26 protein-coding genes are annotated in these 26,732 nt (G+C 35.0%); 20 read left to right on the top strand and 6 right to left on the bottom strand.

From position 1 onward, the window contains the following. The first annotated feature begins 39 nt into the window (after positions 1–39). From Q0951_RS01500 to Q0951_RS01560, 13 genes are all read left to right on the top strand, one after another. Positions 40–1,641: a hypothetical protein gene (locus Q0951_RS01500; RefSeq protein ID WP_299333348.1), complete on the top strand. Its 1,602-nt coding sequence runs from the start codon at positions 40–42 to the stop codon at positions 1,639–1,641. Further along, positions 1,641–2,645: a VWA domain-containing protein gene (locus Q0951_RS01505; RefSeq protein ID WP_299333350.1), complete on the top strand. Its 1,005-nt coding sequence runs from the start codon at positions 1,641–1,643 to the stop codon at positions 2,643–2,645. The genes Q0951_RS01500 and Q0951_RS01505 overlap by 1 nt, the downstream gene beginning before the upstream one ends. 5 nt (positions 2,646–2,650) lie before the next feature. Next, on the top strand, positions 2,651–3,694 hold the full coding sequence (locus Q0951_RS01510) for a VWA domain-containing protein (RefSeq protein WP_299333352.1): 1,044 nt from the start codon (positions 2,651–2,653) through the stop codon (positions 3,692–3,694). Positions 3,695–3,780: 86 nt separating this feature from the next. Next, entirely contained in the window at positions 3,781–4,278 is a 498-nt protein-coding gene (locus Q0951_RS01515; RefSeq protein WP_299333355.1) for a hypothetical protein, read from the top strand. A gap of 1 nt (position 4,279) precedes the next feature. Then, entirely contained in the window at positions 4,280–5,110 is an 831-nt protein-coding gene (locus Q0951_RS01520) for a tetratricopeptide repeat protein (protein WP_299333357.1), read from the top strand. A gap of 15 nt (positions 5,111–5,125) precedes the next feature. Beyond that, positions 5,126–5,932, top strand: a complete 807-nt coding sequence (locus tag Q0951_RS01525; RefSeq protein ID WP_299333360.1) for a BatD family protein — start codon at positions 5,126–5,128, stop codon at positions 5,930–5,932. Positions 5,933–5,952: 20 nt separating this feature from the next. Continuing rightward, positions 5,953–7,728 carry a BatD family protein gene (locus Q0951_RS01530; RefSeq protein WP_299333363.1) on the top strand — a complete coding sequence of 592 codons (1,776 nt, stop codon included), beginning with the start codon at positions 5,953–5,955 and terminating at the stop codon, positions 7,726–7,728. A gap of 41 nt (positions 7,729–7,769) precedes the next feature. After that, positions 7,770–8,486 carry a tetratricopeptide repeat protein gene (locus tag Q0951_RS01535; protein WP_299333365.1) on the top strand — a complete coding sequence of 239 codons (717 nt, stop codon included), beginning with the start codon at positions 7,770–7,772 and terminating at the stop codon, positions 8,484–8,486. 101 nt (positions 8,487–8,587) lie between these two features. Further along, positions 8,588–8,848 carry a hypothetical protein gene (locus Q0951_RS01540; protein WP_299333367.1) on the top strand — a complete coding sequence of 87 codons (261 nt, stop codon included), beginning with the start codon at positions 8,588–8,590 and terminating at the stop codon, positions 8,846–8,848. Between the two features lie 85 nt (positions 8,849–8,933). After that, positions 8,934–10,529 (top strand): SulP family inorganic anion transporter, encoded by a 1,596-nt coding sequence (locus Q0951_RS01545; protein WP_299333369.1) that lies wholly within the window; start codon positions 8,934–8,936, stop codon positions 10,527–10,529. Positions 10,530–10,542: 13 nt separating this feature from the next. After that, on the top strand, positions 10,543–11,367 hold the full coding sequence (locus Q0951_RS01550; protein ID WP_299333371.1) for a universal stress protein: 825 nt from the start codon (positions 10,543–10,545) through the stop codon (positions 11,365–11,367). A gap of 118 nt (positions 11,368–11,485) precedes the next feature. After that, on the top strand, positions 11,486–13,348 hold the full coding sequence (locus Q0951_RS01555) for a SulP family inorganic anion transporter (protein WP_299333374.1): 1,863 nt from the start codon (positions 11,486–11,488) through the stop codon (positions 13,346–13,348). Between the two features lie 33 nt (positions 13,349–13,381). Continuing rightward, the gene (locus Q0951_RS01560; RefSeq protein ID WP_299333376.1) at positions 13,382–14,011 is read left to right on the top strand and encodes a carbonic anhydrase family protein; all 630 of its coding nucleotides are present in this window, start codon (positions 13,382–13,384) and stop codon (positions 14,009–14,011) included. A 53-nt stretch (positions 14,012–14,064) separates the two neighbouring features. Here Q0951_RS01560 and Q0951_RS01565 read toward each other — a convergent pair whose 3' ends face one another. After that, positions 14,065–14,592 carry a CvpA family protein gene (locus tag Q0951_RS01565; protein WP_299333379.1) on the bottom strand — a complete coding sequence of 176 codons (528 nt, stop codon included), beginning with the start codon at positions 14,590–14,592 and terminating at the stop codon, positions 14,065–14,067. Positions 14,593–14,704: 112 nt separating this feature from the next. On the opposite strand from Q0951_RS01565, the gene Q0951_RS01570 reads away from it, so the two are divergent. Next, entirely contained in the window at positions 14,705–15,061 is a 357-nt protein-coding gene (locus tag Q0951_RS01570) for a hypothetical protein (protein WP_299333381.1), read from the top strand. A gap of 175 nt (positions 15,062–15,236) precedes the next feature. After that, the gene (gene pheS / locus Q0951_RS01575) at positions 15,237–16,256 is read left to right on the top strand and encodes a phenylalanine--tRNA ligase subunit alpha (RefSeq protein ID WP_299333384.1); all 1,020 of its coding nucleotides are present in this window, start codon (positions 15,237–15,239) and stop codon (positions 16,254–16,256) included. On the opposite strand, the gene Q0951_RS01580 is transcribed toward pheS, so the two are convergent. Continuing rightward, the gene (locus Q0951_RS01580; protein ID WP_299333387.1) at positions 16,257–16,628 is read right to left on the bottom strand and encodes a hypothetical protein; all 372 of its coding nucleotides are present in this window, start codon (positions 16,626–16,628) and stop codon (positions 16,257–16,259) included. It lies immediately after the preceding gene. Between the two features lie 93 nt (positions 16,629–16,721). On the opposite strand from Q0951_RS01580, the gene Q0951_RS01585 reads away from it, so the two are divergent. Together Q0951_RS01585 and Q0951_RS01590 are read left to right on the top strand one after the other, a co-directional pair. Next, positions 16,722–17,117, top strand: a complete 396-nt coding sequence (locus tag Q0951_RS01585) for a hypothetical protein (RefSeq protein ID WP_299333389.1) — start codon at positions 16,722–16,724, stop codon at positions 17,115–17,117. A 6-nt stretch (positions 17,118–17,123) separates the two neighbouring features. Then, the gene (locus Q0951_RS01590) at positions 17,124–17,420 is read left to right on the top strand and encodes a hypothetical protein (protein ID WP_299333391.1); all 297 of its coding nucleotides are present in this window, start codon (positions 17,124–17,126) and stop codon (positions 17,418–17,420) included. Here the strand turns inward: Q0951_RS01590 and Q0951_RS01595 are convergent, their stop codons facing one another. Further along, a complete protein-coding gene (locus Q0951_RS01595) occupies positions 17,421–18,422 on the bottom strand; it encodes an NAD(P)H-dependent glycerol-3-phosphate dehydrogenase (RefSeq protein ID WP_299333394.1) in 1,002 nt (333 codons plus the stop codon). A gap of 130 nt (positions 18,423–18,552) precedes the next feature. Here Q0951_RS01595 and Q0951_RS01600 point away from each other — a divergent pair, with 130 nt between their 5' ends. Continuing rightward, positions 18,553–19,503, top strand: a complete 951-nt coding sequence (locus tag Q0951_RS01600; protein ID WP_299333397.1) for a nicotinic acid mononucleotide adenyltransferase — start codon at positions 18,553–18,555, stop codon at positions 19,501–19,503. A gap of 202 nt (positions 19,504–19,705) precedes the next feature. Continuing rightward, positions 19,706–20,215: a peptidoglycan-binding protein LysM gene (gene lysM / locus Q0951_RS01605; RefSeq protein WP_299333400.1), complete on the top strand. Its 510-nt coding sequence runs from the start codon at positions 19,706–19,708 to the stop codon at positions 20,213–20,215. A gap of 121 nt (positions 20,216–20,336) precedes the next feature. Here the strand turns inward: lysM and Q0951_RS01610 are convergent, their stop codons facing one another. Then, complete coding sequence (locus tag Q0951_RS01610; protein WP_299333403.1) at positions 20,337–21,647, bottom strand: thioredoxin-like domain-containing protein; 1,311 nt, start codon at positions 21,645–21,647, stop codon at positions 20,337–20,339. A 133-nt stretch (positions 21,648–21,780) separates the two neighbouring features. Continuing rightward, positions 21,781–25,110, bottom strand: a complete 3,330-nt coding sequence (gene mfd, locus Q0951_RS01615; protein ID WP_299333406.1) for a transcription-repair coupling factor — start codon at positions 25,108–25,110, stop codon at positions 21,781–21,783. A gap of 98 nt (positions 25,111–25,208) precedes the next feature. Between mfd and Q0951_RS01620 the strand changes: the two genes are divergently transcribed. Next, positions 25,209–25,640, top strand: coding sequence for a TerB family tellurite resistance protein (locus tag Q0951_RS01620; protein WP_299333409.1), 432 nt, complete (start codon positions 25,209–25,211; stop codon positions 25,638–25,640). A 46-nt stretch (positions 25,641–25,686) separates the two neighbouring features. Here the strand turns inward: Q0951_RS01620 and fbp are convergent, their stop codons facing one another. Next, the gene (gene fbp, locus Q0951_RS01625; RefSeq protein WP_299333412.1) at positions 25,687–26,691 is read right to left on the bottom strand and encodes a class 1 fructose-bisphosphatase; all 1,005 of its coding nucleotides are present in this window, start codon (positions 26,689–26,691) and stop codon (positions 25,687–25,689) included. Between the last annotated feature and the right edge of the window lie 41 nt (positions 26,692–26,732).

Below are 26,732 nucleotides of genomic sequence, written 5' to 3' on the forward strand. Positions count from 1 at the left end.
TGTAAGTTAAGATATATCATTAATAATTGTAAGCAGCAGATGCTACTTGTAATTGTTTGCGCTTTATTGTTTACAATAAATACAAATGCTCAGGTCACCTCCTCAATCGATACTACAAGCATAAAAATAGGAGAGCAAATTACTTATAAAATTCAAGTAGAAGCAGATTCTACCAATCTGATTGTTTTTCCTGAAGGACAAACATTCATGCCTTTGGAAATGATTGAATCTTATGATGTCGATACCACAAAAAATGATGCCAGACTCAAATTGATTAAAGCTTATGGACTAACGCAGTTCGATTCAGGTTCGTATACCATTCCGAAGCAAAAAATAGTTATTGGCGATAAAACCTTTTTTACAGATTCATTACGTGTAAAAGTAAATACTGTTGCAGTTGATACCACCAAACAAAAGTTATATGATATCAAGCCAATGATTGAGGTCGAAAAAGCATCGAGTAATTTGTGGAAATATCTACTTATTGGTTTACTATGTATTGCTTTAGTTGCCTTTGTATTGTATTGGTTTATTTGGCGAAAGAAGCCATTGACTGAGGAGGAGGAAATTGCATTACTTCCACCTTATGATAGAGCAAAACTAGCCCTTCAAAAACTGGATGAGAGTAACTATCTGCAGAGGGAAGAACTCAAAGACTATTATTCTGAATTAACTTTTATTATCAGAAAATACCTCGACGAAAAAGTATACGATCGTGCTCTTGAAAGCACAACCGATGAACTAATTGACCGTTTAAATCTGCTTAGTGATGCAAGACAGATCGAGTTGAGTAAGAATGATATTATTAATATTGAAACCATCTTAAAGCGTGCCGACCTTGTGAAATTTGCCAAGTCTGCTCCAGATATCGAACTGGCAAAGTTAGATAGAGAGACTATTGATGCTGAGATAGATCAGGTTAAAGAAGCGTTGCCAGAACCAACTGAAGAAGAGAAGCTTCTAGATCAACAATATAGAGAAGAACAAGAGCGAAAGAAAAAGCGTAAAAAAATCATCATAACTGTAGCAGCAAGTGTTTTAATCTTAGTCGCAACCTTTGTTGGGTTTGGTGTGAAATACGGATTTAAATATGTGGTAGATACCATTATAGGTAATGAAAACAAAGAACTTTTAGAAGGCGATTGGGTACGAAGTGAATACGGTGTGCCACCAATAATGATCTCAACTCCAGTAGTTTTGGAACGCATGGAAAGCAAAGCTATTGATACTATTCAACAGATTAAAACAACAATGTTTTCTTATGGAGATCTCAATAGCCCAATGAATGTACTATTGAGTACAACTAAATTTTTAAATCAAGGCGACAATGAGATTGATTTAAATCTTGCAATAGAGGGAAGCTTAAAAACACTTGAGAACAATGGAGTTAAGAATTTGTTTGTAAAACGCGAACAATTTATCACACCTAATGCAGCTGAAGGACTCAAAGTGTTTGGTACTGCAGATTTTCCGGGAGAAACACAAAATGAGACACGTCCAGGAGAATATGTGATCTTAGTGTTTACTGCTGAAAATGTATTACAGCAAATAGTATTGGTATGGGACAATCAGGATGAATATACCAATGATACAATAGATCGTATTATCGACTCCATTGAACTTAAAAAAGTAGAGGACTGATGTTTGAAGGAATAGAGTTTTTAAATAAAGAGTTTTTTTGGTTGTTTCTATTACTGCCATTGGCTATCCTGTGGTATGTTTTCAAGAGAAAACGCCAAACAGCCGAGCTTAAGATTTCGAGTATTAAGGGCTTTAAAGTAGGGAGTTCTCTGCTTCCTAAACTTCGTCCGTTGTTATTTGTTTTCCGACTCTTAGCATTATCACTATTAATTGTTGCTATAGCCAGACCAAGAACTTCGGATGAAACTACGAAAACGAAAACCACAAAAGGGATTGATATTGTTATGGCAATTGATGTGTCTGCAAGTATGTTAGCTAAAGATCTATTGCCTAACCGATTAGAAGCTCTAAAGAAAGTAGCTGCCGAATTTATCCAAGGCCGACCAAATGATAGAATAGGTCTTGTTGAGTATGCAGGAGAAAGTTATACTAAAACCCCAATAACAAGTGATAAAAGTATTGTTCTTCGTTCTCTCAGAGACATTAAATACAATACAATAATTGAAGGCGGAACTGCTATTGGTATGGGGTTAGCCACATCTGTTAATCGATTAAAGGATAGTAAAGCTAAGAGTAAGATTATTATTTTACTAACTGATGGTGTCAATAACTCGGGATTTATAGATCCAAAGATTGCTAGTGAGTTAGCGGTTGAATACGGCATCAAAGTCTATACTATTGGTATTGGAACTAATGGTATGGCTTTATCTCCATATCAGATTTTACCCAACGGAAATTTTCAGTATCGAAGAGTTCAAGTTGAAATTGATGAAGACTTACTGAAAGAAATAGCAGATGTTACTGGTGGAAATTATTTTAGAGCTACAGATAATAAGAAATTAAAAGAAATTTATAATGAAATAAATAAACTGGAAAAAACTGAAATCGAAGAAATAAAATATACAACTTATGATGAAAAATATCGTTCGTTGGTATTGATTGCTTTAGGGTTTTTGCTTTTGGAAGCACTTTTACGATTGACAGTTTTTAGAAGTTTTGTCTAGATATTATGTTTGATTTTCAATTAGAAGAAAAAGTTTGGTTTTGGATGTTACTGATTATTCCGGTAATAGTCTTCCTGTACACCATACTTCAGTTTTGGAAATATAGAACACAAAAACGATTTTCCAGTAATAAATTACTTAGTCGATTAAGCCCAAACCAGTCGCTTTTTAAATCGATTTTAAAGGTTGTAGTTCTATGTCTTGCTTTTGGGTCTTTGGCCATAGCATTAGTAAATCCAAAAATTGGAACCAAATTAGAAACTGTTAAACGACAAGGTGTAGATATTGTATTTGCAGTCGACGTCTCTAAAAGTATGCTTGCCGAAGATATCTCTCCTAACCGACTGGAAAAATCTAAGCAATTGGTAAATCAAATCATCAATAATTTAGCAAGTGATAGAGTTGGAATTATTGCTTATGCAGGAAAAGCATTTCCACAATTACCAATCACAACAGATTACGCATCTGCTAAAATGTTTCTTAAAAGCATGAATACAGATATGCTGTCTTCTCAGGGTACAGCAATCAATGAAGCCATAGAATTAGCAAAGACCTATTTTGATGATGAAGAGCAAACAAACCGTGTGTTAATCATTATTTCAGATGGCGAAGATCATAGTGATATAGCAAGTAACGTTGCAGAGGAAGCTGCCGATGAAGGCATAAGAATCTTTACCATAGGTGTTGGTGAGACTGAAGGTGGACCAATTCCAATAAAGCGAAATGGGATTTTATTAAACTACAAAAAAGACAGTCAAGGTGAAACCGTTATTACTAAACTTAATGAGGAGACCTTGCAGCAAATTGCAGAAGAAGCTAATGGTGCCTATATTAAAGGGAATAATACTTCCGAAGTGATTGAAGAGATAAAAAATATCTTAAACCGAATGGATAAAACCGAATTTGAAGCTAAAGAGTTTGCAGATTACAAAGATCAATTTCAATGGTTTCTTGGTTTTGGAATTTTCTTTTTATTCATCGATATTTTCTTACTAGAACGTAAAACCGAATGGTTAAAACGTCTCAATCTTTTCAACGAGAATATATAGCGCTTCACTAGCAATCAATATTTTATAAATTCTTTAACTATATAGCGTCACACAGTTTTTTATATTGCTATTTAGATGCGATGAAAATGAACCGAATTAAACACATATTACTAATCTTTTTACTACCATTGTTTGCTATTGGTCAAACAAGAGATCTTTCGTTATTCAGAAATTTTGTTGATAAAACCTGGAGTGCACAAGGAAAATGGAATAATGGAACTGAGTTTAAGCAAGAAGTAAGCTTCCATTATGATCTAGATAAGGCTATAGTAGTATCTAAATCAAAAGGGTTTGTAAACAAAGAGCAAACTAAATTTGGGAATAGAAACCATGGTGTTAGACAATACGATACAGCAACCAATACCATAAAATTTTGGGAGTTTGATATCTTCGGAAATGTAACAGAAGGGAACGTGTATGCTGAAGGAAAGAATGTTATATATCAATATAAATATGGAGATACTACTGTAACCGATATGTGGGAGTATGTAGATGCATCTACCTATAATTTTAAAGTAGGTAGTTATAAGAATGGAACATGGGAAGAGATTTATCTTGAAACCGTATTTAAAGAAAAGAATTAAAATGAAAAGATTTTTAATTATTTGTGCAATTTTAATGACTACAACGTCTTTTAGTCAAGACAAAGACAAAGAAAGGGAGAAACAACTCAAAGTTGATACCGCTAAAAATTATGTTTTTGAAGCTAATGAATTGGTAGATGCAGATAATTATATTTCTGCCGAAATGGAATATAGAAAAGCCATTTCAAAAGCACCATCAGTTGTGGCTGGAAGCTACAATCTTGGCAATACATATTACGAAAAGGGAAATTACGATGAAGCACTTTATCGTCATACACAAGCTGCAGAAAATGCATCAACTAAAACCGAAAAGCATAAAGCATATCATAATATTGGTAATATCTTAATGAAAGAAGAATTGTGTCAAGAAGCGGTAGAAGCTTATAAAAATGCATTAAGAAATGACCCAACTGATGATGAAACAAGATATAACCTCGCCATAGCCAAAGAATGTGCAGCTCAACAACAGCAGGAAAAAGATCAGGAAGAGGAAAAAAACGACGAAGACAAAGAAGACGAAAATAAAGATCAGGATAAAAAGGAAGAAGAGAAGAAAGAAGACCCTGAGGATAAAGGTGACCAGGATAAGAAAGAAGGCGAGGATGAGCAAGATGAAGAAGGAAAACCTAAAGATGAAAAAGATCAAGGTAAGGGAGACAAGAAAGATGATAAGGAACAAAAAGGAAAACCAAAACCTAAAGAAGGACAATTGTCGCCTCAACAAATTAGAAATTTGTTAGAAGCCATGAATAATCAGGAACAGAAAGTTCAGGAAAAAATGAATGCCGAAAAGCAAAAAGGTGTTAAAGTTAAACCAGAGAAAGATTGGTAGTCTAAAACGATACTAATGAAAAAGTCAGCTGTTTTATTAGCCATATTTTTGTCAAGTTTCACGTTTGCTCAGGTGAAATTTGAAGCTGAGGTTGCAAAAAAAAGAATGGGGATTAATGAACGATTGCGTGTGGACTTTATCATGAACAAAGAGGAAGATCAGTTTGCTGCTCCCGATTTTGAAGATTTTATTATAGTTGACGGACCTAACCAAAATATCCATACCTCTTGGGTTAGAGGCAAAAAAACCTACACCAAAACAATTACCTATTACTTAGCTCCTAGAAAAAAAGGAACATTGAAAATTGAAGAGGCATCTGCTGATATCGATGATGCAACTTACACAACAAAACCAATATTAATCAAGGTTGGGGAGAAGGATAGGTTTACTGGTAAAGAAAAAGATTCTATTACAAGTATTATAAATAGTAACATTTATGTTGTAACAGAAGTTTCTAAAAATGAAGTTGCCTTAGGGGATTCTTTAACAATAACCTATAAGTTGTATGTCTCTCCAGAATTTGGAGTTTCTAATTATAAAGAGATGGAAATACCACAATTTGAAGGTTTCAACTCTGAAAGTATTAAAGAAGACAGAGCAGTTATTCAAAAGAAGATGGTTAATGATAAAGAGTTTCGGTTTATTGTTTTTAGAGAGATGAGGTTAATACCAAAACAAAAAGGACAAATTGAGATAGATTCTTTTGAAATCAGTGTTTCAGCCGAAATGCCCACTCCTAGAAGAGACATTTTTGGTAGCAAAGTGATGCAAAAAGAAGTTAGATCATTTCAAACAGATAATATTATTATTAATGTTTTATAATCAGGTATCGTAGAAAGAAGATGAAAGCTTTAAAACACATAGTATTTTTACTGGTTGTACTCACTACAAGCATGACATTTGCTCAAGTAAAATTTGAAGCTAAGGTTAGCAAGAAAAAATTAGGAATTAACGAGCGTTTGCGTATTGATTTCGTTATGAACAAAGATGGGGATAATTTTAATCCGCCAGACTTTGCCAATTTTACAGTTGTAGGCGGTCCTAACACCTCTGTAAGTAATTCCTGGCTTAATGGTCAGCACTCATACACCAAAACCTATAGTTATTTTTTGTCACCTAAAAAAAGAGGAAAAATTAGAATCAACCAAGCTACTATAGAAATTGAAGGAGAGATTTATAAAACTCAGGTTGTTAATGTTGAAGTGACCAAAGCGGTTAAACGACCAAATGATCCAGATAATGTTGAAGGTGTTGCCTCAGAAAGCATACATTTGGTGGCCGAGATCTCTAAAACTAATCCTTACATCAATGAGGCTATTACTGTAGTCTATAAGTTATATGTCTCTTCAAATACAGGTGTTAGTAATTGGAGAGAAATCGATAATCCGAGATACAATGATTTTTGGAGCCAGAAAATTGAAACCAAAGGATTGAAAATTCAAAATGGTAAATATAAAGGCGAAGATTATCGATATGTTGTACTCCGAAAAACAGTGCTATATCCTCAGAAAACAGGAAAACTGGAAATAGAACCGCTTACGTTGGATATTACTGTAGAAGTCCCAACAAACAGACGGAATATATTTGGTGGACGTCATATGGCAGAAGTCAATAGAACGGTATCCGCAGGAAGTCGAGTTATCAATGTTAAACCTTTACCTGAAGCTGGAAAACCAGAGGATTTTGCTGGTGCTGTAGGTGATTTTAAATTTAACGTAATCACCTCTAAAACCGAATTGAATGCTTCAGAATCTTTACAAGCTAGAGTTGAAGTGACTGGAAAAGGAAATTTAAACCTATTCCAATTACCAAAATTAACTGTGCCAAGCTCTCTTGAGGTTTATGAACCAGAGCACAACGAAAATATTAGAACAAATCTTACAGGAATCCAAGGATCTATTTCAGATAATTATACTATTGTACCACAGTATAAAGGGAAATATCCAATACCGAGTATTTCATTTTCATATTTTGATCTCGAAACAGAAACGTATAAGCGAATTTCTTCGGGTGAAATAGTGATCGATGTCATTGAAGGACCTGTTAATACCTCCTCAGGTGATAATAATTTAGTAACAACAGAATCTAATGAAAAAGAAAAGGTTTTAAGTAGCGATCAATTTGCATTTATAAAAACTGATGCCAAATTAAAGCCCATTGCTTCAGAAAATTTCTTTAAATCCGCCAAGTTTTGGAGTTCATTATTATTGCCTTTACTGGCTATTCCATTAGCAATGGTATACCGTAAGAAGAAAGAAGAGCGTAGCGCAGATGTCTTCGGAAATAAAATTAGGAAAGCCGATAAACTGGCAAGACGCTATCTAAGTGAAGCTAAAAAGGCATTAGGTGAAAAAGAAGCTTTTTATGTGGCTTTAGAAAAAGCATTTCATAATTATTTAAAGGCGAAGTTACATATTGAAACAACCGATTTCAGTAAAGAAAAAATAGAAAGTACCTTGTTAGAAAAGCAAGTCAATGACACCACAGTAAAAGAGTTTATAAGTATTTTGGAGCATTGTGAGCTAGCAAGGTATACACCAATTACCAACGTTGAGATGCAACAGGATTATGATAAAGCAGCATCAGCAATAGCAATCATTGATAAAGAGATTAGATAGTGATGAGATTAATGTACATACTGGTTTTTTTGTTGAGCACAATGTCTCATGCTCAAAATCAAACTATTTTTGAGCAAGCAAATGCATTATATAATCAAGCAAAATATACCGAAGCCCTAGAGAAGTATACATCCATTTTAGATTCGGGAGAACACTCTGCCGAATTATATTTCAATATCGCAAATTCGCACTATAAGCTCAATCATATAGCACCAAGTATCTATTATTACGAAAAGGCCTTATTGTTAAAACCGAATGATAAGGATATAAAAAATAATATTGCTTATGCTAGAAACATGACTGTTGATGATATTGAAACACTACCTGAAGTAGGCTTTTCCAGATTAATCAAAAATGTTACCAATACGATGAGTTTTGATAATTGGGCAAAATTATCTGTTGGTTTAATCATTGGGTTTGTCCTGTTATTTCTTCTATATTATTTTTCTCATAGCACTGCTAAAAAACGATTTGCTTTTGTGACAAGTTTGTCTTGTCTTTTCTTATCGTGTGTAGCTGTTGCCTTTGCTTTCCATAAATTTGAACTAGTAGAGAGGGATCAGCCTGCTATAGTTTTTGCTCAGGAGGCCCAAATTAAGAGTGAGCCAAATCTGCGAAGTCCAGAGTCATTTAAACTACATGAAGGGACTAAGGTTCAAATAATTGATACCGTTGATAATTGGAAAAAAATCAAGCTTTCAGACGGAAAAACAGGTTGGATTTTAAAAAATGACGTTAAAATGTTGAAGAATATTTAAACATTATTTAACCAAATTATTAAAATCTAATTTTATATTTGTTTCTTTATGCTCTATTTATGAGACGAAATTTAATAGTTATTTTTTTTTCAACCATCTTTATGATGCTAATAGTAGCACCAGCAGTCATCATGGCTATTGATGAATCTATGGACATGTCCTGTCTTTATAATATTTCTGAAGAAGAGGAAGAAAAAGAAAGTGAAAAAAATAAAGAACTTGAGGTTTTTGTTGATTGTACAGGAGAAAATGAAGAAAGTTTTATCTCCACAAACAGGAACAAGTATCTAGTATATGCTTTTAAAAATTATCCCAAGCCTCATCTTAATTTAATTTCCCCTCCTCCCGAATTCATTTCGTAATTTTTACAAAAAACTGGACTCTATTGTCCTAACTAATTACCAAATTAGCTAACGAGTTTACTCTTTAGCCCAAATCAATACATATATGTTTAAAACTATTAAGAATGACTTACCAGCGAGTATAGTCGTATTTTTTGTCGCATTACCATTATGCCTTGGTATTGCACTAGCAAGTGGAGCGCCATTATTTTCAGGGCTTATTGCAGGAATTATTGGAGGAATTGTTGTTGGAAGTTTAAGTGGCTCCAAGATTGGAGTTAGTGGTCCTGCAGCAGGATTAGCCGCAATTGTATTAACTGCAATTGGAACACTTGGAGGCTTTCAAAACTTTTTACTTGCTGTTGTTCTTGGAGGATTGATTCAGTTGATATTTGGCTTATTAAAGGCTGGTATTATTGGATATTACTTTCCGTCATCGGTTATCAAAGGAATGCTTACTGGAATTGGAATCATTATTATCTTAAAACAGATTCCTTATTTCTTCGGACTTGACAAAAATCCAGAAGGTGATTTTGCATTCTTGCAACTTGATGGAGAGAATACGTTCACCGAATTACTTAAAGCAATAAATGCATTAATAAGTGGAAACTTTGATAAAGGTGCAACACTTATTGCCCTTGTTGCACTTGGAATACTCCTGCTTTGGAGCAATGTATTGAGTAAAAAAGGTAAGTTTTTTGAAGTTATCCAAGGACCATTAGTAGCGGTAGTTGTAGGTATTATATTCTATGTATTGACAAAATCTAATGACGCACTAGCCCTTCAATCTTCACACTTGGTAAGTGTACCAGTGCCTGAAAACTTTGATTCGTTCATTGGACAATTTAGTTTTCCAAATTTTTCAGCCATTACTAACCCAGAGATTTGGGTTGTTGCATTTACTATTGCCTTAGTTGCTAGTCTAGAGACCTTACTTTGTGTTGAAGCCACAGACAAATTAGATCCACATAAAAACGTGACACCAACTAACAGAGAATTGCTTGCTCAAGGTACTGGAAATATAATTTCTGGTTTGATTGGAGGTTTGCCAATTACACAAGTAATTGTAAGAAGTTCGGCTAATATCCAGTCTGGAGGTCGTAGTAAAGCATCAGCTGTGATTCACGGATTTTTCTTATTGATCTCAGTGATTTTAATTCCAAAACTATTAAACATGATCCCATTATCTGTACTGGCAGCTGTATTATTTATAGTAGGATTTAAATTAGCTAAACCTTCATTGTTTAAAAAAATGTACGAACTAGGTTGGAAGCAATGGGTGCCTTTTACAATAACTGTGCTTGGTATAGTATTTACAGACTTACTCGTTGGAATTGGAATGGGATTAGCTGTAGGTATTGTGGTAATCTTAATAAAGAGCTACCAAAACTCTCACTTCTTACATATTGAAGATAAAAGTAACGGGAAACATAAAATAAAAATGACACTTGCTGAAGAGGTGACTTTTTTTAACAAAGGAGCCATTCTTAAGGAACTGGATAGTTTACCAAGAGATACCTATCTCGAGCTAGATGTTAGGAAAACAAGATATCTTGATAATGATATTATTGAAATACTTGATGATTTCGCAATTAAAGCTAAAGAGCGACATATTGATATTCAATTAGTCTCAGAACGCGGCACCGTTGAAAACCCAGAAAGTTTTATTGAGTTTTTCCGATTAAGACCAAAAACTGCTTGAAAACAAAAACATTATGAAAACTAATGCCAACACATATAAAATTCTAGTGCTTTCCGATTTAAAAAAATCGACAACCAACTTGCTTAAGAGTAGTATTAGTCTTGCTCAAATTATTAATGGAGACATCGATTTTTTCCATGTGAAAAAGCCAACTGAAATTGTTGGGCAAGAAAGTCAACTGTCGGCTATTAGAACTATAAATAAATTGCATACTGCTACAACCAATGAAATTGAACAAATTATTACTCCAATTTCCGAAGCTTATAATATTCCTATAACGTATAAACATGCCTTCGGAAATGTGAAAAATGAGATTGGTGAATACATCAAGAAGACAAATCCTGATATCATTGTTCTCGGACAGCGAAAATCAAAACCACTTAGTTTCATAGGAGATAATATTTCAGATTTTGTAATAGCACAGCATGATGGTGTGATTATGATTGCAGCTGATGATAAAACCCTAGAGCCTAATTCTGAACTCTCTCTTGGAGCACTCAATGGTATTGAGAAGTCTTTTAATATGGATTTTGCACATAGTTTAATTGAACACAGCCAAAAACCATTAAAATCTTTCAAAATATATAAAGATTCAAGTGCATCGGAAACTCAAAAGGAAATCTTTGGAAAAAAAACCATCGAATATGCTTTTGATCAAGGGAGTAACTCAATGAAAAGCTTGTCCAATTACTTATCAAAGAGTGATGTTAACTTGCTCTGTTTCAATAGAGCAACCAATGGACAAGATAGTCTGGCTAAATCTGAAGTTAAAAATGCCATAGATACACTTAATGTCTCACTGTTGATAACCAATGGGCAAAACCAAAGTTCGATTTAACAAGGTCTTTTAATTTAGATGTGATCAGAACTTCTTGTTAATTGAAGTTGAATGTCATTATTTTACTGTTTTTATAACTAAAAAGTCTTAATTTTAGATTGATCCTAACGAATCAAATATGAAGAACTTATTTTCCAATATCAAAGGTGACGCTTTTGGTGGTATTACAGCTGGTATCGTTGCATTACCATTAGCACTGGCTTTTGGTGTATCCTCTGGTCTGGGTCCAAGTGCAGGATTATATGGAGCAATCTTCATTAGTTTCTTTGCGGCACTTTTTGGTGGAACCAATACACAGATCTCAGGGCCAACGGCACCAATGACAGCTGTAAGTATGGTTGTTATTGCAGGAATTGTTGCTGCTAATGATGGCAGTATAGATAAAGCACTTCCAGCCATCTTAACAGTATTCTTATTAGCCGGATTGATACAAGTTGGTCTGGGAGTTTTAGGCTTTGGAAAATATATAAAGTACATTCCATATCCAGTTGTGTCTGGATTTATGACAGCCATTGGAGTGATTATATTAGTAACTCAGATACTTCCGTCTATTGGCTATTATCCAAAAGATGATCAGGAATTTGTGGAGAAGTTTAAGACCAAAGCTGAAGATGTTATCCTAAAGAACATTATCGATGCCGAGGCCAACGAAGGTATTCTAGTATTAGAAAATTTTAATGAAACCTACGCAAGAGCCAATCAAATTACCGAAGATGATATTTTAAAAGAGGCCAGATCTATGGCTAAAAATGAAGGAAAAAAGACCTTGGGCGTCATTAAAATGCTTCCAAGAGCTCTTCAAAATATCAATTGGTTAGAGTTGGCTTTAGCATTGTCAACCATTTTTATTGTTTACGGTTTTAAGCGAATTACTACTAAAATTCCGAGTGCATTAGTTGCCTTAGCAGTAGTCTCAGGTGTTGCGTATGGATTTGGTTTAGATTATAAACCCATAGAACAAATCCCAACAGGGTTTCCAATGCCTCAACTTGAGATGTTCACTGGTTTTAATTTTGCCACTATTTCACCTTATATTTTTACAGCAATAACTTTGGCGTTGTTAGGAGCCATAGATTCTTTATTAACCAGTGTCGTTGCAGATAATATGACTAAAACCAAGCACAAACCTAATAAGGAATTAGTAGGACAAGGGATTGGTAATAGTATTGGTGCTATTTTTGGAGGTATTCCTGGAGCAGGAGCAACTATCAGAACTGTAGTAAATATCAATGCAGGAGGTAAGACCAAATTATCAGGTATGATTGCTGGTGTAATGCTATTGTTTATTTTATTGGCTTTAGGGCCTGTAGCCTCTAAAATTCCTGCTGCTGTGTTAGCTGGAATATTAATTACTGTTGGTATAGGCGTCATGGATTATAAAGGCTTAAAAGCAATTCCTGCATTACCAAAAGACATTAAAATAGGGCCTGTAAAGTTTAGTTCAGAAGTATTAATCATGCTCGTAGTATTAGTCCTGTCAACGTTTTGGGACCTTGTTTATGCTGTTGGTATTGGTTTAGTCATTGCCTCACTAATGTTTATGAAAAAGATTGGAGATCTAACTGCTAAGCGGTCTGATGTAAAACCCCTCAAAGAAGAAGCGTGGCCTGATGAATCCGGATTTCCTATGAGCTTAAAAGAAGAAGTTTTTATAAAGCATATCAAAGGACCATTATTTTTTGGATCAACATCAGAATTTCAACAATTAGCCAAACAGATTCCTGATACAGCAAAAACGGTTGTGATTCGTTTAGGTAGAATGCAATATATGGATCAATCAGGATTGTATGCGATGGAAGATGTACTGGTAGATCTCAGAAAACAAAACATGAATGTTTTAATGGTTGATCTATTAAAACAACCAAGATATATGATGGAACGAATTGATATCATTCCGGATTTGATACCAAAAGAGCACATTTTTAAAAACTTTGATTCCTGTTTAAAATGGATCAAATCAAATGTTGAAGATGAATATTAATAACACTCATAAGAGAATAAAAAGAAACACAATATGAAAAATACAGCAATTACTAAAGAAGTACAAGGCGCATTTACACCAGATGGTGTATTGCAAGATCTTTTAGAAGGAAATAATCGTTTTGTTAACGGCAATACAGAAGCAACTGATAACTCTGCATTAGTCAACCAAACCACTACAGGGCAATATCCAAAAGCTGTAGTGTTGTCGTGTATTGATTCACGTGTACCTGTTGAAACAGTTTTAGATCAGGCTATTGGTGACATTTTTGTAGCCAGAGTTGCTGGTAACTTCGAAAATGTAGACATTTTAGGAAGTTTAGAATACTCTTGCAATGTTGCGGGAAGCAAACTGATACTCGTACTGGGTCATGAGAGTTGTGGCGCAGTAAAAGCAGCTTGTGATGGAGTTGAACTTGGAAATATTACAGCGATGCTGGATAATATTATGCCTGCGGTAAAAAAATCTGCAGTTGAAGTAGAAGGCGAAGCTAACTCATCTAATAAGGCTTTTGTAGCTAAGACTGTCGAAAATAACGTACGATTAACGATAGAACGTATTCGTGAGAAAAGTCAGATATTAACCGAAATGGAAGATAATGGTGAAATCAAAATCGTTGGAGGCGTGTATAGTCTGCATACTGGAAAAGTGAATATGTTATAATAGATTATTCATAATAGTAAAACAAACTGTCTACAGCTTAGTAGGCAGTTTTTTTATGCCTCAGTAGTGTTGTCTTCAGTCTCATCTGGATCTTCCTTCCCTTTGTTCAAAATACTAGGGAAAATCATAGGTGCTAAACTTTTAACAGGCTCATAAAGAATTGAGTCTTCCAGGTCCTCTTCATCAGCAAAAGGAATCGTATTATTCATATTATCAAATACAATAAGCAATACACTTAAGATCAATCCTATCTTTAAAGCACCAAACACACCACCCAACAGTTTATTTAGAATGCCCAAAGCCGCAAAGTCAGCCAATTTAGTCAAGGCTTTTCCAGCAAGAGCAATGATTAAAACAATAATGACGAAGGTGATTGCAAAAGCTACAATATTGATATATTTTTCATCCCAGTCGAGACGACTATCCAAAAATTCTGCAGCAAAATTACTAAAGTGAATTGCGCCATAAACACCAGCAACCAATGCCACTAAAGAAGCAACTTCTACAAAAAGCCCTTTCATAAAACCTCTGATCAGGCCAAACAATAAAAGTGCGCCTAAAATAATATCAATTAAAGCCATAGTTTAGTCAGTTTTAGCAAACGTACACAAATTTTCTCATTTTAAAATAATAACGCATAACATGAACTTATAGTTTATTAACTTTACAAACTAATTTTTTTGAATAGATATAATGGCAAGAGACGAATTATTAAAACAACGTTGGGAACTTATTGTAGAGCGCCTTTCAGCAAAATTTTCTGATGGCGACCCGTTAGATCTTGACGCTATTATTTATCTCATTGGTGTACAAGAATTAGGACAATTAGACCGAAGATTCAAAAAAGATCACAAGCTGGATCTGATGCATATTGCTATATGCAAACTATTGACACCCTATGGATTTTACGAGTTTGATTATGTTGATGAAGATGGTTGGCCGCATTATAAAGTAAAAGAAGAATTACCACACTTAAAAGCAGGCGAACAAAGCATCCTCATGAAAGATGCTATTGTCAACTATTTCTTAGAAACCGAATTTATAGATTAGTTGTTTTGGCGTTTCCTCGTACGCTCAACGAAGTGTTTCGCGAAGTAGAGGTCAGGCTCTCGGTAGTCGCTTTCTCCATAGTTCTGTAAACTAAGGAGAAGAGCTCCAACAAAACCTCGATCCTTAACGCATATCTCGATAAAATTCATAAATTTGCGGTTCATTTTCAGGTATTATGATAGATAAGATAAAAGAACTCATAGCAGAAGCTGAAGCATTTAAAGCACAATCTAAAGAAGAGGTTGAGGCATTCCGTATAAAATATTTAGGTTCAAAAGGGCTTTTAAAACACTATTTTGCTGAGTTTAAAAATGTAGCCAATGAGCAGAAGAAAGAGTTTGGTCAAACCATTAACCAACTTAAAAAAACTGCAGAGGATAAAGTTAATGCCTTAAAAGAAGAACTGGAAAGTAAAGAAGAAACTGTAGGTGTTTATGGCGATTTATCTCGTCCTGGAGAACCTATAGAGATTGGTGCACGTCATCCTATTTCCATAGTAAAAAACCAAATCATCGACATCTTTTCACGAATTGGTTTTAATGTCAGTGAAGGTCCTGAGATTGAAGACGATTGGCATAATTTTACCGCATTGAACTTACCTGAATACCATCCAGCACGTGATATGCAAGACACGTTTTTTATTCAAACCAATCCAGATGTATTGTTGCGTACACATACCAGTTCGGTACAAGTGCGTTATATGGAAAATAATACACCTCCTATTCGTACCATTTCTCCTGGTCGTGTATTTCGTAATGAAGCCATTTCAGCACGTTCACATTGTTTCTTTCATCAGGTAGAAGGGTTGTACATTGATAAAGATGTAAGTTTTGCAGATTTAAAACAGACCTTGCAATATTTTACTACTGAGATGTTTGGTAAGTCAAAGATTCGCCTACGTCCATCATATTTCCCGTTTACTGAGCCAAGCGCTGAAGTTGATGTGTATTGGGGATTAGAGACCGAAACCGACTATAAAATGACCAAAGGTACAGGTTGGTTGGAAATTATGGGTTGTGGTATGGTTGATCCTAATGTCTTGGAAAACTGTGGTATTGATTCTAAAGAATACTCTGGTTTTGCTTTCGGAATGGGAATTGATCGTATTGCCTTACTACTTCACCAAATCAGTGATATTCGCATGTTGAGTGAAAACGATGTGCGTTTCTTGGAGCAGTTTAAGAGTGCGTTGTAGTTAATAAGGTGCATTCTCATTAACCTGTTTTAATAACCACGTTATATCACCTTCCATAACGTCTGATGCATTTTCGAATTTGATACGTTTGGCATGCTTACCTTTACCACTAAACTTAAGCCGTTCATGACTTATACTATCCACATGGTGTACATATAGCATGCAGGTGTCATTAGCTGCTTGTTGTATGCCACAAAGCACATTGTTTGTTCCATTTCGGGTGTACAAAGCTAATTTCACTTTAGCACCTCCAACAATAGATTCTTTCGCTTCAGGGAAAAAGGAAATGACAATATCTCGTAATTTAAGTCCTATCTTTTGCGCTTCCGAATTATCTGTAAATGTCTTTTTAAAAGCATCAAGTGCGTCCATGGTTTTGAGAATTGACTATGGCTAAGTTCGGTTTTTAAAAGGAAATATAAAAATCTAAGGAGCGTCTAAACATATTGTATTAATTTAGCTATCATGAAAAAAGACATCCAAATACCAGAAGTCAAAGACGTCTTTGTAGCTGTAGTTCAAGAGCAACATCCAGAGTACAAAACCGATGACTGGAATGCCTATATCATTAACAATAAAGATGTTGATCTTGATACGGTTCTTATTGTATCCAGAGGCTATTCCGAAGAAAAGATCACACCAGTCATGCGTCATACGATTAAGTTATTGCCTGCAAGAAGCTATGCTAAAATAGAATTCATGCAACATGATGTATTGCAATTAAATAATGAGTTTAAAGTGACATTTTTTGAAGGGAATCAAATGTTTGATAAAACCTATCTTTTCAGAAAAAACACCATCAATATTAAAGCCTTACAGACAGTTCCCTTAATGCAATTAAAAGGTGTTTTAGTAAAATAATATAAGATGTCAGATTTTAAACAAGACCTAAGTAATGAACTAAAGAACATTCAAGAAGATACAGTTCTCTCTCCCGAATATAGACGACAACGACTCATCATGTATCTCATAAGAACAAGTATCTCAGTAGTCTTGTTTTATCTGTTTTGGGAATATCTATGGGTAAGATGGGCACTGTGGTTGTATATCCCGTTAAACCTGATGTCTCTATTTTCAATTTTTGGATGGACTTATTTTTTGCGTAAAAAAATTAGTGAAACCCAACAACAGATCGATGATTTAGATGATTATGAAGACGAGTAATCAATCTAATTTTTCTGTTAACTTTTTAAAAACCTTTTTAGGATTTTTATTCTCATACAAAATCTCATAAACAGCTTCAATGATAGGTAGTCGCGTTTTCTTCTTGTTTCTAATATTGAGGTCGTGAGCACTTTTTGTAGCGTAATAGCCTTCAGCCACCATACTCATTTCCATTTGAGCAGATTTTACAGTGTAGCCTTTTCCAATCATGTTACCAAACATACGATTACGCGAAAATGTAGAATAACCCGTTACCAGCAAATCACCTAAATATGCCGAGTTATTAATGTTACGCTTCATCTTATGCATTTTTTTGATAAAACGCTTCATTTCTCTAATGGCATTGCTCATTAGTACGCTTTGGAAGTTATCACCATAACCCAATCCGTGAGCAATACCAGCAGCAATGGCATAAATATTTTTCAACATCACTGCATATTCGGTACCAATAATATCATCACTAATTTTTGTTCTGATATAGTTACTGGATAAGGCGTCGGCAATGGCTTGTGCTTTTTCGGCATCTGCACAAGAAATAGTTAAGTATGATAAACGCTCCAATGCAACCTCTTCTGCGTGACAAGGTCCTGCAATGACTGCAATATTTTCAAACGGAATATGGTAAATATCATGAAAATGCTCACCCACTAATAATCCCGATTCTGGCATGATCCCTTTAACCGCTGAGACCACAATTTTTTTGGAGATATCGACATCGAGTTTTTCTAATTCAGAATGTATGAAAGCAGATGGAATTACAAAAATCAACACATCAGCCCAATCAGCAATCTCATTGATGTCATTGCTCAACTTGAGTTGCTCCATATGAAACTCTACAGAGCTTAAATAACTTGGGTTATGTTGTTCTTTAATCAAATGCTCTTTGGTGTATACACTTCGCATATACCAACCAATTTCGTCCAGATTTTCTGAAAGCATCTTTACAATAGCTGTTGCCCAGCTTCCTGCACCAAACACAGCATATTTTAACGGTTGATTCATAAATGGATTATCAATTTCAGTTATTCAAAAATAAGCATTTTATGTGCGTTTTCCGAAGAGAATTCAGCAGACTTTCATATTTGGCACGCGTTTTGAATCTTCATTAATAGAAATCATAAAACGGACGACTATGAAAACGATGAAACTACTTTTAGGATTTGCTTTAACAGCAACATTATTGACCTCTTGCTATCAGGAGGAAGTCATCATAAATGACTTTAATAATCAGCCTGGTATCACATTAAACCAGTTGTTGAGCTCATATGAGTTATGGTATGTAGATATTAATCAGACTTTAGGTCCTGGCGAAACGCCGTTTTTACAAATTGCATTTACAGTATCGTTTAGAAATGGAGTACTCTATGCTAATAACAATTTGGTTGGTTTTGGTAGTCAGGGAAATGGGTATGGTATTGATGTTGGAACCTACGATGCGTATAATATGATTTTAGATGTCAACCATGATATTGATGGTTTTGAAACCTTTGATGTGTACCAAATTGATAACAACACGATAGAATTATACAATCCGTTCAATGATACGTCTTATTTCTTGAATGGATACCAGAGAAATACCTTTGATTACGACTTTGTATTCTATGATAATATTCATTATTTCTTACAGGAGTATGAAGCATGGGAAAAGACCTATACCAGTGAAATGGGAGTAATCAATGAGTTTGATGATGAGAACTACCTTCAGTTTTTAGCTGGCGGAAATGACTCAGAATTTAGAAGTTCTCAGGATGTTAATATCGCTGATCCAGCAAATATATACTGGGATTATACAGGCGTTTATGGTGTTGGAGACATTAGCAATAACATGTACTTGAAAACATTAACACTAGATTATGATTTCTTTGACAATGAATACTTCGAATTGAGCGTTATAAATGATCAAAGGATAGAATTATTTCATCCATCGTCTGAAACCATTTATGAATTTACAGGTCGAGGATACATTCAATTCCTGAGAGAATCTGGTCCTTCTGAAGATCGTTTAGATGATACAAAGAAGTTGAAAAAACGTAAGCAGAAAACTGCTAAGAAAGATAACCCAAGAGACAATACAAGGAGCTAAATTTTGGTTGGTTATTTAGTTTCCAGAAACGTCCAACTCATTCGTTTGAGTTGGGCGTTTTTCTTTGGTCTCTTTTTTACTTCGGAAAGTGACTTCTTGATGAGCTCTGGTGTCTTATATATGAAGTTGGTGCTTTAATTGGAATTGCCACATAATTTCACCAACTTTATAAAGACAGTAATAACATTAAAAACAAACAACTATGGGACTATTTTCATTTATTAAAAACGCAGGCGCTAAAGTTTTCGGAATAGGAAAAACAACTGAAGAAGAAGCTGCTGAAGCTAGAGCAAAAGCCGCAAGAGAAGCTGATGCTGCCGAATTACGATTAGAGGAAGCTGCAGCAAGAAATTTAGAAGAAACGATAACCGACTTACAACTACAGGTAGAGAATTTAAGTGTTTTTGTGGATGATGACATGGCGAGAGTATCTGGAATGGCTTACGATCAGGCTACAAAAGAGAAAGTCGTATTGGTTATTGGTAATACAGCTGGAATTTCTACAGTAGACGATCAAATGACGGTTGAGCATGTAGAGCCAGAAGCACAATTTCATACGGTTGCCAGTGGTGATACTTTAGGAAAAATTGCAAAGCATTACTACGGAAACGCCATGAAATATCCTGAGATTTTTGAAGCCAATAAACCCATGTTAACTGATCCTGATAAAATTTATCCAGGGCAGGTATTACGTATTCCAAACTTAGACTAAGCCTACGCATCTACTTCGCCTAAGCGGCTTGGTAGACCAAATAGCTTTGGCTTACTAAGTTTAATTTTACGATAAAAAAAAGCGCAACTATTGGTTGCGCTTTTTTTTGTTTGTATTGTTTCTATTTTAGGATAGCTTTTAAAGCTTCTACATCATAAGGTTTGGCTGTGATGGTTTTGTCTTTATCTAATACAAAATACGAAGGTGTAGATTCAATGCCATAAGCATTAGAGGTTGGGTTGTCCCATTTTCCTAAACCTAGCACATGAATAAAATCGGGATAATCACCAATCATTTTTGACCAGTTATCGGCTTCATCCTCGAGTCCGAAAGCAATCACCTTAAGATCTGTATTATCAGCTAAAAGCGCCTTTACTTTTGGAAGTTCATCAATGCAATGTCCGCAAGTACTGCTCCAAAAGATAACCAGGTATTGATCTGCAATATCCAGATCGTGAAGTGTTGTGGTTTTTGTTTTACCATCCTTTGTAATGGCAAGATCAAAGTTAGCAGCTTTATTTCCAACGGTATTGTTTTTATAAACGAGGAGTTTCTCCGTCAAGGCCTCATAACCCGTTTGTTTGGTAAGTTCCAGTAAGTGGTTATCAGTGACATAATTTGCTAATTCTGGATTATCCATACTTTTGAAACGACTCCAGATCATTTCGTATAAAATTGTTTTTAGTTGAATATTTCCTTCGCCAATACTCGTCATTAAATGGTCCACATCTTTTTTGTAAGTGGCGTTACTAGTATTGGCACTCATTCCGAAGATATAGGCCAAGACACGATCTACCATAAAGTCTGAACTTTGTAGTAGTGTATTACCAAAATCAACATGGTCTAGATAGGTGCGCTTTAAGTTTTTAGAATAGGTTGAGAGGTCTTCAAAACCTTCAGGAATATAAGGTGTGTTGGCTTTTACAAATGCCGAAGACATTAGATCTTTTGAAGCATCTTCGTAGGCATTTTGCGTATCGTTAAGTGTTTTAACAATATCAGCATAGGCTTTTTTATCTGTGCTTTCCTGAGTATAAAAATTACTTAAAGTCATATTGATCATCTCCATACTTTTAATGTAAGATGCCCAAAGTTGATTCTCTCGACTATCGGTAAAATCGAGACCATTCTCTAAATTGAAATTAAACGCAATAGATTCTCTTCCATTATAAATGAAATCAAAGTTGTTTTCCTCTGGAGGAAGCGCATATACGATTTTATAAATACCAGCATTCATAGTAGAATCCAGTGCCATGCTGAAACTGCCATCTTCGGCAAGTTCGGCTCTGTTGACATATTCTGCTCCAGTAGGTGTAGCGTGATATAAAAAAGCATAGGTGTATTGTTCAGCAGGTGTAAACGTGCCGCTAATGCTATGTTGTGCAAAAATGAATGTAGGAATCAATGTTAATAATAAAGCAAATCGTTTCATTAGTATGTAATTTTTATAAACACAGGTTCAATTTCAAATATCAAGCCAAATATCAGGATTTTTTTCTTTTCCGTCTAAAACTTTGCAGAATGTAATTACTGAAGAGGATTTGATCATAGTTGTCCTATGGTTTTTAAATCTCTTGAAGTCTGCTCAAAGCTTGTTTAACAGAGTTGATATGTTCAAAAGTAATCAACAGTCGTAAACCGTTTCTGGTTTGTTTTTCTTTCATTTTACAATCTTTTGGGCGGCTTTGGATGTACTGCAGCACTTTAGTGAAATTATCACTTTGATAAAACGGACTTTGCTGGTCGTTGATAAAATACCCAACAAATCGTCCTTTCTTCATGATGATCTTTTCCAGGCCAATTTTTGTAGCAATCCATTTAATACGGACACTGTTGAGTAAATCTATAACTTGTACTGGGAGTTCACCAAAACGGTCGAGAATCTCGGTTTCAAAAGTTTGTAATTCGTCTTCAGTTTTGAGCGTGTTGAGTTTGGTGTATAGGTTAAGGCGTTCGGTAATGTTATTGACATAGTCATCAGGGAACAACAATTCAAAATCGGTATCAATAGTGATATCTTTGACATAATCTTTTTCTTTTCCGTCGTCTTTATATAAATCTTTGAATTCATTTTCCTTGAGTTCTTCAATGGCTTCATTCAAGATCTTTTGGTAAGTATCAAAGCCTATATCGTTGATAAATCCACTTTGTTCACCACCTAAAAGATCACCAGCACCACGGATTTCTAAATCTTTCATGGCAATATTAAAACCACTTCCCAGTTCGGTAAACTGCTCTAAAGCTGTAATACGTTTTCTAGCGTCGTTGGTCATTGCAGAGTATTCTGGAGTGATAAAATAACAGAAGGCTTTTTTATTACTACGTCCAACTCGTCCGCGCATTTGATGAAGGTCACTTAATCCAAAATTATTGGCGTTATTGATAAAAATAGTATTTGCGTTTGGCACATCTAATCCACTTTCAACAATGGTTGTACTTACCAATACATCAAATTCCCCATTCATAAATGCAAGCATCAATTGCTCTAGTTTCTTACCGTCGAGTTGACCATGTCCAATACCTATTTTTGCGTCAGGCACAAGACGTTGAATCATACCAGCGACTTCTTTAATGTTTTCTATTCGGTTGTGAATAAAGAAAATTTGTCCGCCACGTTGAATTTCATAAGTAACCGCATCTCTAATGGTCTCTTCATTAAATCGTATCACATGACTCTCAATAGGATAACGGTTAGGTGGAGGCGTAGTAATAACCGATAGATCTCTGGCTGCCATTAGGCTAAATTGTAACGTTCTGGGAATTGGAGTTGCAGTAAGTGTGAGCACATCCACATTCTCTTTGAGTGTTTTTAATTTCTCTTTAACCGCTACACCAAATTTTTGTTCTTCATCAACAATGAGCAAGCCTAAGTCTTTAAATTTTACATTTTTATTGACCAATTGATGCGTCCCAATAATGATATCTACATGACCCTTTTCTAATTTCTCTAAGGTGATGCGTTTCTCTTTTGCTGTTCTAAAACGGTTGAGGTAATCTACAGTAACCGGAAAGTCTTTAAGACGTTCTGAAAATGTTTTGTGATGCTGATAAGCCAGAATCGTTGTTGGGACCAATACAGCCACCTGTTTACCATTATCAACAGCCTTGAAAGCAGCGCGAATAGCCACCTCTGTTTTACCAAAACCAACATCTCCACAAACGAGGCGATCCATAGGACGCTCACTTTCCATATCTGCTTTAATGTCAGCTGTAGAAGTGGTTTGGTCTGGTGTGTCTTCGTATATAAACGAGGCTTCCAATTCATGTTGAAGGTAACTATCGGGTTTATATTGATAGCCTTTTTCCAGCTTGCGTTTGGCATACACCTGAATCAAATTAAAGGCAATCTCCTTAACACGCGACTTCGTTTTTTGCTTGAGATTTTTCCAGGCTTTACTACCAAGTTTATAGACTTTAGGCGGTTTTCCATCTTTCCCATTAAATTTTGTGATCTTGTGTAGCGAGTGGATGCTCAAATACAAGACATCACGTTCGCCATAGACCAGTTTGATGGCTTCTTGTTTTTTGCCTTCGACATCAATTTTCTGGAGTCCGCCAAACTTTCCAATCCCATGATCAATATGTGTAACATAATCACCAATATCCAGATTGGTTAATTCTTTGAGTGTAATGGCTTGCTTTTTTGCATAGCCATTTTTGAGATGAAACTTATGATAGCGTTCAAAGATCTGATGGTCTGTATAACAGGTGATCTTTTGGTCATGATCAATAAAACCTTGGTAAAGCGAAAGGACTATAGTTTGGTAATGTACCTCCTGATCCACATCCTCAAAAATATCATGGAAACGTTTGGCCTGTTGCTCACTCACACAAGCAATATAATTGGTGTATCCTTTATTATGGTTGGTATTGAGATCATCAATTAATAAGTTAAATTGCTTATTAAATGAAGGTTGAGGTGTCGTATTGAAGACAATATGTTCTTCGGAAAATAAGCTTGATGTCCCAAATTCTATGAGTCTGAAATCCAGTAATTGTTGTTTCAGTAATTGAGAATTGCAAAAGAGTTCCTCAGGTTCTGAATGTTTTAATTCTGAAGACAAGGCTTTAAATGCCTCTTCAGCTTTTCTGAAGTTGTCATCAATTCGTGAAAATAGCAAATCGGTATTTTTTGAAAAAATGACTGTTTTTTGAGCAATATATTTTAAGAAACTCTGTCTGCTTTCCTCAAGAAATTTATTAGCAACATTTGGTATGATCCCAATTTTTTTGATTTGTTCTGTGGAGAGTTGTGTCTCTACATCAAAGGTTCTGATGCTATCTACTTCATCACCAAAAAACTCAATCCTGTAAGGTTCATCATGAGAAAAAGAAAATACATCAACAATGCCACCACGAACTGAGAATTCGCCAGGTTCAGTAACAAAATCTACACGTTTAAATTGGTATTCAAATAATACTTCATTTACAAAATCTATCGATAATTCGTCATTTACTGCAATTTTTAACGTATTCTTCTCAAGTTCACGACGCGTCACCACTTTTTCAAATAAGGCATCAGGATACGTAACAATAATAGCAGGTTTTTTTCGCGAATTGATACGGTTAAGTACTTCGGCACGAAGTAAGACATTAGCATTGTCGGTTTCTTCTATTTGGTATGGTCGTCTGTAACTTCCAGGATAGAAGAGAACATCTTTATCGTTGAGCAATACTTCGAGGTCATTAAGGTAGAATGCCGCTTCTTCCTTATCATTAAATACGAGTAGGTAAGGTGATTCTGTGACTTTAAAAGCTTCACTGATAACTAGTGATAATGAAGAGCCAACAAGACCTTTTAGATGTATTTTTGCTTCAGAATGGGTAATAGCTGTCTGCAGATTTTGCATTTGCAAAGCCTGTGCATACGTTTGCGAGAGAATGGTTTTACTCAAGGCATTTTATTTTGTGCAAATATAAAATTTTTGTGACACAGGTTATTGTTAAAATGTATTAATAAAACTATCTTTGTGGCACTAAAAAAACAAAATATATGTCATTTTCAGAATTATTCGAAAGCGGATTTAAAAAGCGTAACGAAGATCATTTTGCTGCAATTGTTAGAGTTGCTATGAGTGATGGAATTATCAATGATGCAGAAAAAGCATTTTTAGACCGTTTAGCGACACGTTTAGATATCACCGAAGCCGATTATAAAACAATACTTAAAGACTATCAAAGTCACCCAATCAATCCACCATTATCATATGATATGCGATTAGAGCGTCTTTATGATTTGGCGCGTATGGTTTGGGCAGATCACATTGAAGGTGAAGATCAGGTTAGATTGTTAGAAAAATTATGTATTGGTTTAGGGTTCAATCAGGATAATGTAAAATACATTACAGATAAGGCACTAACTTTAGTACATTACGAAGTAGATTTAGATGATTTTATTGAAAAAATGAAGAATATGAATCAATAAGAGATTTATATATTGAAATATAAGCAACCTTTTCAGGTTGCTTTTTTTATGCGTTGCGCATAAATTCTTCAGCTTTATCTACCATATTTTTGCTTCCGCAGATAAACGGCACACGTTGGTGTAATTCAGTAGGTTCGATATCCAAAATTCTTGTAAATCCGTCACTGGCTTTACCGTTAGCTTGTTCTGCTAAAAATGCCATTGGGTTACATTCGTAAAGTAAGCGTAGTTTACCTTCAGAATTTACTGAACTTTTAGGATATAAATAGATACCACCTTTAATCATATTTCTGTGGAAATCAGAAACTAAAGACCCAATATATCTACTTGTATATGGTCTGTCGCCTTCTTCCATTTGGCAGTATTTAATGTAGTTTTTTATGCCTTGTGGGAAATGTGTGTAATTTCCTTCATTTACAGAATAAATTTTTCCATTTTCAGGAAATTGCATATCAGGATGTGAGAGGTAGAAACTACCTATTGCTGGATTTAAGGTAAATCCATTAACACCGTCGCCAGTAGTGTAGACAAGCATGGTCGATGTTCCATAAACAATATAACCAGCAGCAACTTGCTGATTTCCCTTTTGAAGAAAGTCGTCGATGGTTACTGGAGTTCCAACTGGAGTTACACGTCTGTAAATAGAAAAAATTGTTCCAACCGATACATTGACATCGATATTGGAGGAGCCATCCAGAGGATCAATTAATACCACATATTTATTTTGGTGATTTTCATCCTGACTATTGATAGAAATAAAATCGTCTTCTTCTTCGCTTGCAATACCACAAACAATATTACGTTTTGTCATGGTTTGAATAAACTTATCATTGGCATAAACATCCAGTTTTTGTTGATCTTCACCTTGAATGTTCGTGTCTCCGGCAGTACCAATAATGTCAACTAAACCAGCTTTATTAACTTCATGGTTGACGACTTTGGCAGCCAATCGGATTGAATTTATTAAACGTGATAACTCACCTGAGGTGTATTTAAAAGAGGATTGATTTTCAATGATAAATTCACCTAGTGTTTGATTTTTTCGAGACATGCAGTTGGGTTGTTTTTACAAATATCTTATTTTTTTATTCA

It is taken from the genome of uncultured Psychroserpens sp., from assembly GCF_947501425.1.
Taxonomy (GTDB): Bacteria; Bacteroidota; Bacteroidia; order Flavobacteriales; family Flavobacteriaceae; genus Psychroserpens.